Annotated in this window: 9 protein-coding genes and 1 pseudogene; 4 read left to right on the top strand and 6 right to left on the bottom strand. The window is 72.8% G+C overall.

Annotated elements, in window-relative coordinates:
• The 3 genes and pseudogenes from ADY01_RS29430 to ADY01_RS29420 all read right to left on the bottom strand — a co-directional run.
• Positions 1-182, bottom strand: a pseudogene (locus ADY01_RS29430) (hypothetical protein); the annotation flags it as partial.
• Entirely contained in the window at positions 172-1,005 is an 834-nt protein-coding gene (locus ADY01_RS29425; protein ID WP_049579557.1) for a hypothetical protein, read from the bottom strand. The pseudogene ADY01_RS29430 and the gene ADY01_RS29425, both read right to left, overlap by 11 nt.
• 193 nt (positions 1,006-1,198) lie before the next feature.
• Positions 1,199-2,080, bottom strand: a complete 882-nt coding sequence (locus ADY01_RS29420) for a DUF5753 domain-containing protein (protein ID WP_049579555.1) — start codon at positions 2,078-2,080, stop codon at positions 1,199-1,201.
• Positions 2,081-2,236: 156 nt separating this feature from the next.
• Here ADY01_RS29420 and ADY01_RS29415 point away from each other — a divergent pair, with 156 nt between their 5' ends.
• The 3 genes from ADY01_RS29415 to ADY01_RS41930 are packed head-to-tail and all read left to right on the top strand — an operon-like array spanning position 2,237 to position 3,555.
• Positions 2,237-2,677 (top strand): ATP-binding protein, encoded by a 441-nt coding sequence (locus ADY01_RS29415; protein ID WP_049579554.1) that lies wholly within the window; start codon positions 2,237-2,239, stop codon positions 2,675-2,677.
• A 51-nt stretch (positions 2,678-2,728) separates the two neighbouring features.
• Entirely contained in the window at positions 2,729-3,154 is a 426-nt protein-coding gene (locus ADY01_RS29410; RefSeq protein ID WP_049579561.1) for a GNAT family N-acetyltransferase, read from the top strand.
• 59 nt (positions 3,155-3,213) lie between these two features.
• Complete coding sequence (locus tag ADY01_RS41930; protein WP_159001499.1) at positions 3,214-3,555, top strand: STAS domain-containing protein; 342 nt, start codon at positions 3,214-3,216, stop codon at positions 3,553-3,555.
• On the opposite strand, the gene ADY01_RS29400 is transcribed toward ADY01_RS41930, so the two are convergent.
• Positions 3,442-4,470: a sigma-70 family RNA polymerase sigma factor gene (locus ADY01_RS29400; protein WP_049579550.1), complete on the bottom strand. Its 1,029-nt coding sequence runs from the start codon at positions 4,468-4,470 to the stop codon at positions 3,442-3,444. The genes ADY01_RS41930 and ADY01_RS29400 overlap by 114 nt on opposite strands.
• Before the next feature lie 137 nt (positions 4,471-4,607).
• On the opposite strand from ADY01_RS29400, the gene ADY01_RS29395 reads away from it, so the two are divergent.
• Complete coding sequence (locus ADY01_RS29395) at positions 4,608-6,125, top strand: protein kinase domain-containing protein (protein WP_049579548.1); 1,518 nt, start codon at positions 4,608-4,610, stop codon at positions 6,123-6,125.
• A 46-nt stretch (positions 6,126-6,171) separates the two neighbouring features.
• Here the strand turns inward: ADY01_RS29395 and ADY01_RS29390 are convergent, their stop codons facing one another.
• The gene (locus tag ADY01_RS29390) at positions 6,172-7,098 is read right to left on the bottom strand and encodes an Fpg/Nei family DNA glycosylase (protein ID WP_049579547.1); all 927 of its coding nucleotides are present in this window, start codon (positions 7,096-7,098) and stop codon (positions 6,172-6,174) included.
• Positions 7,099-7,140: 42 nt separating this feature from the next.
• Entirely contained in the window at positions 7,141-7,794 is a 654-nt protein-coding gene (locus ADY01_RS29385) for an O-methyltransferase (protein WP_049579560.1), read from the bottom strand.
• Between the last annotated feature and the right edge of the window lie 105 nt (positions 7,795-7,899).

Genomic DNA, 7,899 nt, shown 5'->3' with positions numbered 1-7,899 from the left:
CCCCCCCCGGACTCGGGGTCCCCCTCGCAGTAGTCGCGGGCCGCCCCGCGGATGAGGTCGCAGTCGTCCTCGTCCTCCTGGGCGCGGGCTGTGCCCGCGAGGGCGAGGCTCGCGCCGGTGAAGCCGGTCAGCAGGGCGAGGAACGCTGTGGCGCGTCGGCGGAGGCGGGGGTCAGCGCGCATAGGTGAACCCTCCGAACTGCTCGATCGCATCAGCCATCTCCTCGGCGGTTGAGGCGCGTTGGTCGCGCCCGACCGGAGCGGGACCGTCCTCTTGTGTGAAGTCGGTGACTCTCCAGTCCTCTTGGGCCCACACGAGCTCATAGGTGTTCGTGTACCAGCTCTCGGTGACCGGGTTCCGCGACTCCGTGCCTGCCAGTCCGAACAGCGACGAGTACCAGACCGAGACGGTCGCGGTGTCGTCCGTGTAGGCGACGACGGCGGTACCCACCGGGATGGTGCGGGAGATGAAGGTCAGGCCGTCAGGCGCGGTGCCCGATGCGTCGAGGCCGATCCGTTGCAGGAACTCCGGGTTCGAGTATGCATCGTCGAACTCCGCGGCGCGATCGGCGGCGGCGTCGGGGGCGTAGACGGTCTCCACGATGGTCTGGCGCGACAGCTCGTCGTACATCTCCACGCCGCCGAGGGCCACCGCGTAGTTGGCCGCGGCGCTCTGGGCGCCCTGTTCTGTCCGGGGGTGGCCGGTGGGGATGCCGTTGGTGGCTCCGTCGACGGGCCGCTCTCCGGTCGGTGCCGTCGCCTGGGCCGCGTTGCCGCCGTCCCCGCCGTCTCCGTCGCCCGATCCGCCGTCACCGTCCCGCGACAGGTTGGCGAAGACGATGGCCGCGAGGAGGATGACGATCACGGCGACGATGGTGATGATGCTGCGGCCCGGTGAGGCAGGGGCGCGGCGGGAGGCCGGTTCCTCCTGCTCGGGGAGCCTGGTGCGGGTCTGCGAGGGAAGACGACCGGTGCGTGTGTCGTCGTAGTCGTCGCCGTAACTCATTGGTTCGCGCCCCCTCAGCAGCAGCGAGTCTATTGCCTCCTCACACGACGTTAGCGCCCTCGGCTGACGTTCGGCTGCCGCGCGGGGAAGGTGAGGCGTCAGGGACGTGGTTGCCGCCGGAGGAAGGAGCCGGCGAGGAGGGATAAGCCGGAGAGCATGCGCATGGCCGCACCCTACCGGCCGGGGTCCTGGCTCACAGGATGTAGCGCAGGTGCTGGATCAGCCCGTAGGACGTCTTCTCGTGCCTGCTCGCCGGGTCGAGCGGGGCGAGGGAGAGGCCGCTGATCCGGGCGAAGTCGGCGCCGAAGCGCTCCAGGTCCCGGCGGTCCCCCAGGAAGAGGGCGGAGCCGGGCAGTTCGACGTGGACCGTGGAGAGCTGGGGCGCGGCCGCGTCGTGGATCGTGAAGGGGCAGCCCGGCGTCGCGGGGTAGGCGGCGCGGCGGAACGGGAGCAGCTGGATGGTGATGTGCGGGAACTGTGCCAGTTCCACGAGGTATGTCAGCTGTTCGCGCATGGTGCGGCCGTTCACGAAGCGCATGTGGAACGCCGCTTCGTGCACGACGGCGTGGAACGGTCGGGGTCCGGGCGGGTCGGTGAGCGCGCGCTGCCTGCGCAGGCCGAACTCGACCCGGGCGTCGATGAGCTCGGGCGGAGCGCCGGGATCGGCGCCGGCGCACAGGGACCGCATATAGGCGGGGGTCTGGAGCAGGCCGGGTATGCGCATCCAGTCGAAGGCGCGGTAGGCGGTGGTCAGGGACTCCAACTCGGCCAGATCCCCGGCCTGTTCGTCCCCAAGATCCCGGTATGCCGACCACCAGCCCTTGCCGGGGGCGTTGGTCAGCTCGACCAGTGCCCGGGTGAGGGTGGCATCCCTGCAACCGTAGGTGTCGAGAAGTGTGCGTAACCGTGGCTCCGGGCAGGCGGTGCGGCCGGCCTCGATATGGCTGAGGTGGGGCTTGTTGAGCCCCGCGCGGGCGGATGCCTCGGCGGCGCCGACTCCCGCGGCTTCGCGCAGGTTGCGTAGCTCCTGGCCGAGGCGTCGCTGCCGTTGTGTCGGCTTCACGCGGAGTCCCATGCCGTAACTTCCTTCACAGTGTTGTGGGATGTGTCGGGCGGTTTGGGGGTTTGTCACTCAAGGGAGTGGATGGATCGCAGAGGGTTGCAGGGGTGTGACTGCGCACCATACCGTCGTGGTACCGCCCCGGGTTGTGAGGAGAAAGGTCCTTCCCGCATGTGCTCCGTCGCCGTCCCCGCTCTTTCCGGGAAGCCCGCCGCCGACTTCTCGCTGACCTTTCCCCCGGAGCCGCGGTGGGTGCGCGGCGCCAGGGACGCCGTGCGGACGGCGCTGGCCCCGGTGGTGCCGGGGCTCGTGGACACCGCGGCGCTGCTGACGTCCGAGCTGGTGACGAACGCGGTGACGGCCACGCTGGAATGCCTGACCGTGTCGAACCTGGCGCTGCACGCGGAGTGGAGCCCGGCGGGTGCCGTGCGGGTCCTGGTCCACGACACCGCGCCCGGGTTGCCCAGGGTTCCGGCGCTGCCGCCGGACGCGGACGCCGAGGGCGGGCGGGGCCTGCTGCTGATATCCCGCTACGCCAGCGACTGGGGCGTCTGTCATCACGCCCCGGGCCGTGGGAAGTTCGTGTGGTTCACCCTGGGCTGCGGGCGCTGACGTGCGGAAAACGCGGTGGTCTCGCTCCCGCGCGGGTGCTGGGATGGCGTCATGGACGAGATGCGCGTGCGGGCCGCGGAGCCCGGTGACGCCGGGGCGGTGCTGGCGTTCTGGCAGGAGGCGGCCGAGGGGGTGAGCGTCAGTGACGACCTCGACGGCGTGCGGCTGCTGATCCGGCGGGACCCGGAGGCGCTGCTGCTCGCCGAGCGCGGGGGAGAGGTGGTCGGCACCGTCATCGCCGGGTTCGACGGCTGGCGTTGTCACCTCTACCGGCTGGCGGTGGCGCCGTGGGCGAGGCGCCAGGGGGTGGCGACGGCGCTGCTCGCGGCGGCGGAGCGGCGGTTCGCGGAGCTGGGCGGCAGGAGGGTGGACGCCATGGTGCTCGACAGCAACGGGCTTGGCCGGCGGGCCTGGTCGGCGCGCGGCTACGGACGGCAGACCGATTGGGCGCGTTGGGTCAAGCCGCTGAAGCGGTGAGTGGCCGATGAGTTCCCGGCGGTGAGTCGGTCTCCCTTGCAGGGGGAAGGAGGCTGGCGGTGTGTAGTCAACTGTTCGTGATAAGAGGGCCGGTGGTCCGGGGCGATGTGCCCGGGATCTGCGACCGGCTCGCGGCGTTCGTCCGCGGAAGCGGCGCCAGCGAGGTGACCGTCGACGTCGGCGCGGTCGGCGGGGGCGACGCCGTGGCGTTGGAGGTGGTGGCCCGGATGCGGCTCACCGCCAAGCGCCTCGGCTGCCGGATCCGCTTCGTCAACATGCGGTCCGGTTTACAGGGCCTCCTCGGCTGGCTCGGCCTCGGGGAGGTGGGAGGGCAGACCGAAGAGCGGGAAGAACCGCGCCGTGTCCAGGAACGCGTTGAGCCCGGTGATGCGGCCCTCTGATATCTCTACGACCTGGAGTGCCCAGGGGCTGTGACCGCCTTTCGGGTCGGGGCGGTACTGGCCGAAGGCGGGTGAACCGTTCGCCGAGGTGGGTATGAGGCGCGAGCCGCGGCACTCCGCGCCCTCGCCCACCATCCACGCGCGGATGTCGTCGTGGCCGCGGAACCAGAGGTCGAACGGCGGCATCGACAGCGTGGCGTCCTCGGCCAGGAGCGCGGTGAGGGCGTCCATGTCGTAGCTCTCGAACGCCTCCAGGTAGCGGGCGAGCAGCGCCTTGTGCTCGTCGGTGAGGGGCTGCGAGGTGTCGGCCGCGGTGACGCCGGTGGCGGCCAGGGTGGCGCGGGCCCGCTGGAGGGCGCTGTTCACCGAGGCGACCGTCGTGTCGAGCAGCTCGGCGACCTCGCCGGCCCGCCAGCTCAGCACCTCGCGCAGGATGAGCACGGCCCGCTGCTTGGGCGCCAGGTGCTGGAGGGCGGCGACGAACGCCAGCCGCACCGACTCGCGCGCCTCCGCCTGCTCGGCCGGGTCCTGCGGCAGCGTCCTGCTGTCGGGCATGGGCTCGATCCACGCGGTCTCGGCCAGCGGCGGGCCCAGCACGGCGGAGGGGTGCGGCGTCGCCGAGGTCAGGTCCATGGGACGCGCCCGCTTGCTGCTGCCGCTCAGCATGGTCAGGCAGACGTTGGTCGCGATCCGGTACAGCCACGATCTGAGCGAGGAACGGCCCTCGAAGCGGCCGTACGCCCGCCATGCGCGCACCATCGTGTCCTGCACGGCGTCCTCGGCCTCGAAGGCGGAGCCCAGCATCCGGTAGCAGTAGCCGGTGAGCTCCTTGCGGTACCGCTCAAGACTCCGCTCCAGATCGCGGTCGTCCATGGCCGTCTCGTCGGTGGTCTCGTTCGCAATGTCGCTGGTCATTGGGGCTCCCCTGGCCGTTCCCAGTGTCGGATGCGCTGTGTCCGGCCAGACTAACCAGGGCCACTGACAATGCCCCCCTGGCGCGCGGCGCCGCATAAAGTAGCGGTAGCGCGGTGAGTTCGCAGGGGGTGCGTGTGATGCAGGACCGGGTTCTCGACGGCCGGTACCGGCTCGGTCGCCAGTTGGGCGCCGGCGGCAGCGGGACCGTCTGGGAGGCGACGGACATCCGCCTGGAGCGGCGGGTGGCCGTCAAGCTCGTCAGCACGCAGACCGTGGGGCGCGATCCGCGGGCGCGTGAGCGGTTCGAGCGCGAGGCCAAGCTGCTCGCCGGGCTGTCGAGCCCGTTCATCGTCACCGTGTACGACGTCGGCGAGGCGAAGTTCGACGGCGAGACGGACTCCGTTCTCTACCTGGTCATGGAGCGGCTGCTCGGCCGCTCGCTCGACCGGCTGCTGACCGAGGAGCTGCCGCCCCTGGGCGAGGTCGCGCGCTGGGGCGAGCACATCTGCCGGGCGCTGGCCGTCGCCCACGTCTCGGGAGTGGTCCACCGCGACCTCAAGCCCGCCAACGTCATGGTCGGCCCCGACGGTCTCGCCCGCGTCCTCGACTTCGGCATCGCCGCGGTGCTCGCCGAGTCCAGCGACCACGCCCGGCTCACCTCCACCGGCGTCGTGATCGGCACCCCCGCCTACATGTCGCCCGAGCAGATCGAGGGCGGCACGGTCGGCCTGCCCAGCGACCTCTACTCGGCGGGCTGCGTCCTGTACGCGCTGGCGACCGGGCAGCCGCCGTTCCACGGCGGGTCCCTGTACCAGCTGCTGCGGCAGCAGATGGAGAGCGCGCCGCCCGCGCCCAGCACGCTGCGGCCCGGGATCCCGCGGGAGTGGGACGAGCTGATCCTCGCGCTGCTCTCCAAGCGTCCCGGCGACAGGCCCGGCAGCGCCGCCGAGGTCGCCGACCGGCTGCGGGACCTGGCGGCGTCGGCCGTGCGGGTTCCGGCGGCCCCGGTCGTGGCGGCGCTGACGTACCAGCCGACCATGCTGGACTCGCGCCTCGACCCGCGGGCGGTGCTGCTCGCCAGCTGCCCGCTGCCCGGCGGGGGGCGGCTGCCGCTGGCCACCGGGCAGCGGATGCGGCTGGCCGAGGTGCTGCCCGGCGGGGCGGCGTTCTGCATCGGCCTCGACTGGGAGGCGCCGGACGGCGTGGACGCGGACGCCAGCGCGCTGGTGCTGGGCGAGGACGGGCGGGTGCTCTCGGAGGACCACTTCGTCTTCTACAACAACCCCGAGCCGGCCGGGGTCGGCGTCGCGCTGGACGGCGAGGAGCCGGAGGTGCGGTTCCGCGTGGCGCTCGACGGGCTCGAACAGCGGGCGGACCGGGTGGTGTTCGTGCTCTCGGTCCACGACGCGGAGGCGCGCGGGCAGAACCTCTCCGCGGTGGGGCGCCCGCATGTGCGGCTGACCGACCCGGGAAGCGGCGAGGAGCTGCTGTGCTACGGCTTTCCCTCCGGCCCGGTCCGCGGGCCCGGCATGACGATCGGGGAGCTGGTGCGCGAGGAGGACGGCTGGTGGTTCTCGGCGATGAGCCGGGCGTTCGTCGGCGGCCTCGCGGAGATCGTGGAGGCGCACGGGGTCGCGGTGGCGGACGCGGGCTGAGGGGCGCGGGGGCGGCCGGGGCCGCCGGGGCGCGCGCCCGGCTCGTTCACTTGAGGAGGCGGGAGAGGCGGCGGTCGGCCAGGGGCTTGCCGCCGGTCTGGCAGGTGGGGCAGTACTGGAGCGCGGAGTCGCGGTAGGACACCTCGCGGACGGTGTCGCCGCAGACCGGGCACGGTTCGCCGGTCCTGCCGTGGACGCGGAGCCCCGTCTTCTTCTCGCGTTTGAGCTGGGCGGCGGCCAGGCCGCGCGACCGGGCGACGGCCGAGCGCAGCGTCTCGGTCATCGCGGCGTGGAGGGCGGCGGCCTCCTCGGGGGTGAGGCGGGAGGCGATCTTGAACGGGGACATGCGCGCCGCGTGCAGGATCTCGTCCGAGTAGGCGTTGCCGATGCCCGCCAGCACGCTCTGGTCCCGCAGAACGCCCTTGATCTGCCGGTTCTCGCCGCGCAGCAGCTCGGCGAAGTCGGCCTCGGTGCAGCCGGGGCCCAGCGGGTCGGCGCCGAGGCGGGCGATGCCGGGGACCTCGGCGGCCGGGTCGCGGACGCAGTAGACCGCGAGCCGCTTCTGGGTGCCCGCCTCCGTGAGGTCGAACCCGGCGCCGCCCGCCGCCGGCCCCGCGAGCGTGACCCGCAGGGCCAGCGGCCCCTTGCCGGGGCGGGGCGGGGCCGCGGGCAGGCTGTCCTGCCAGCGCAGCCACCCCGCCCGCGCGAGGTGCACGACCAGGTGCAGGTCGCCTCCGGCGGGGTCGGCGGGGTCGGCGGGGTCGGTCGAGCCGGCGGGGTCGGCCAGGACGATGTCGAGGAACTTGCCGTGGCGGCGCACCGCGCTGACCGTGCGGCCCTGGACGGCGCTCAGCGGCGGCTCGTAGGTCTTGAGCACGTGGAAGGCCACCGGCAGCGCGCGGGCCACCTCGTTGCCGACGAGGCGGTCGGTGAGGAACTCGCGCAGCGCCTCGACCTCGGGTAGTTCGGGCATGTGTTCAGGATATGCCCGGATTGGGTGCTTCGGGAGTGCGGGTCAGCGCGTGCGCTTGCGGGCGAGCGCGATCCCGTCGCGGACGGGCAGCAGCACGGACTCCACGCGGGGATCGGCGGTGAGGGTGTCGTTGATCTCGCGGATGGCGACATCGGCCGGGTCCTGGGCGTCCGGGTCCACGACGCGGCCCGACCGGAGCATGTTGTCCAGCACGATCAGGCCGCCGGGGCGGAGCCGGGTGACCAGTTCCTCGTAGTAGACGGGGTAGCCGACCTTGTCGGCGTCGATGAAGGCGAAGTCGACGGTCTCCTCGCGCGGTAGCGCGCGGAGGGTGTCGGCGGCGGGAGCTATCCGCAGGTCGATGCGGTCGCCGACCCCGGCGCGCCGCCAGTAGCGGCGGGCGACGGAGGTCCACTCCTCGCTGACGTCACAGGCCAGGAGCCGCCCGCCGGGGGCGAGGCCGCGGGCGATGCAGATGGAGGAGTAGCCGGTGAACGTGCCCACCTCGACGGCGCTGCGGGCGCCGGTGAGGCGGACCAGGAGCGTGAGGAACGCGCCCTCGTCCTGGCTGATCTGCATGGTGAGGTGCTCGGGCAACGACCGCCGCGTCTCGTCGGCGAGCTCGCGCAGCACGTCGTCGGCGGGGGTGGCGTGGTCGAGGAGGTAGTCGTTGAGGGCGGGATTGACGATGTCCATGGGCCCGAGTATGCGGGGTGCCTCCGGCGGTTCGGCCGCGGTGGCGGGGCGCCGTGGGCCTCGCGCGGGACCGTCCTCGGTGGGGGACGCGTCGTCGTGCGGGGC

Source organism: Streptomyces sp. SBT349, assembly GCF_001083795.1.
Classification (GTDB): Bacteria; Actinomycetota; Actinomycetes; order Streptomycetales; family Streptomycetaceae; genus Streptomyces.
The sequence above is the reverse complement of the archived record's forward strand: the minus strand, read 5'-3'. Positions and strand labels throughout refer to the sequence as shown.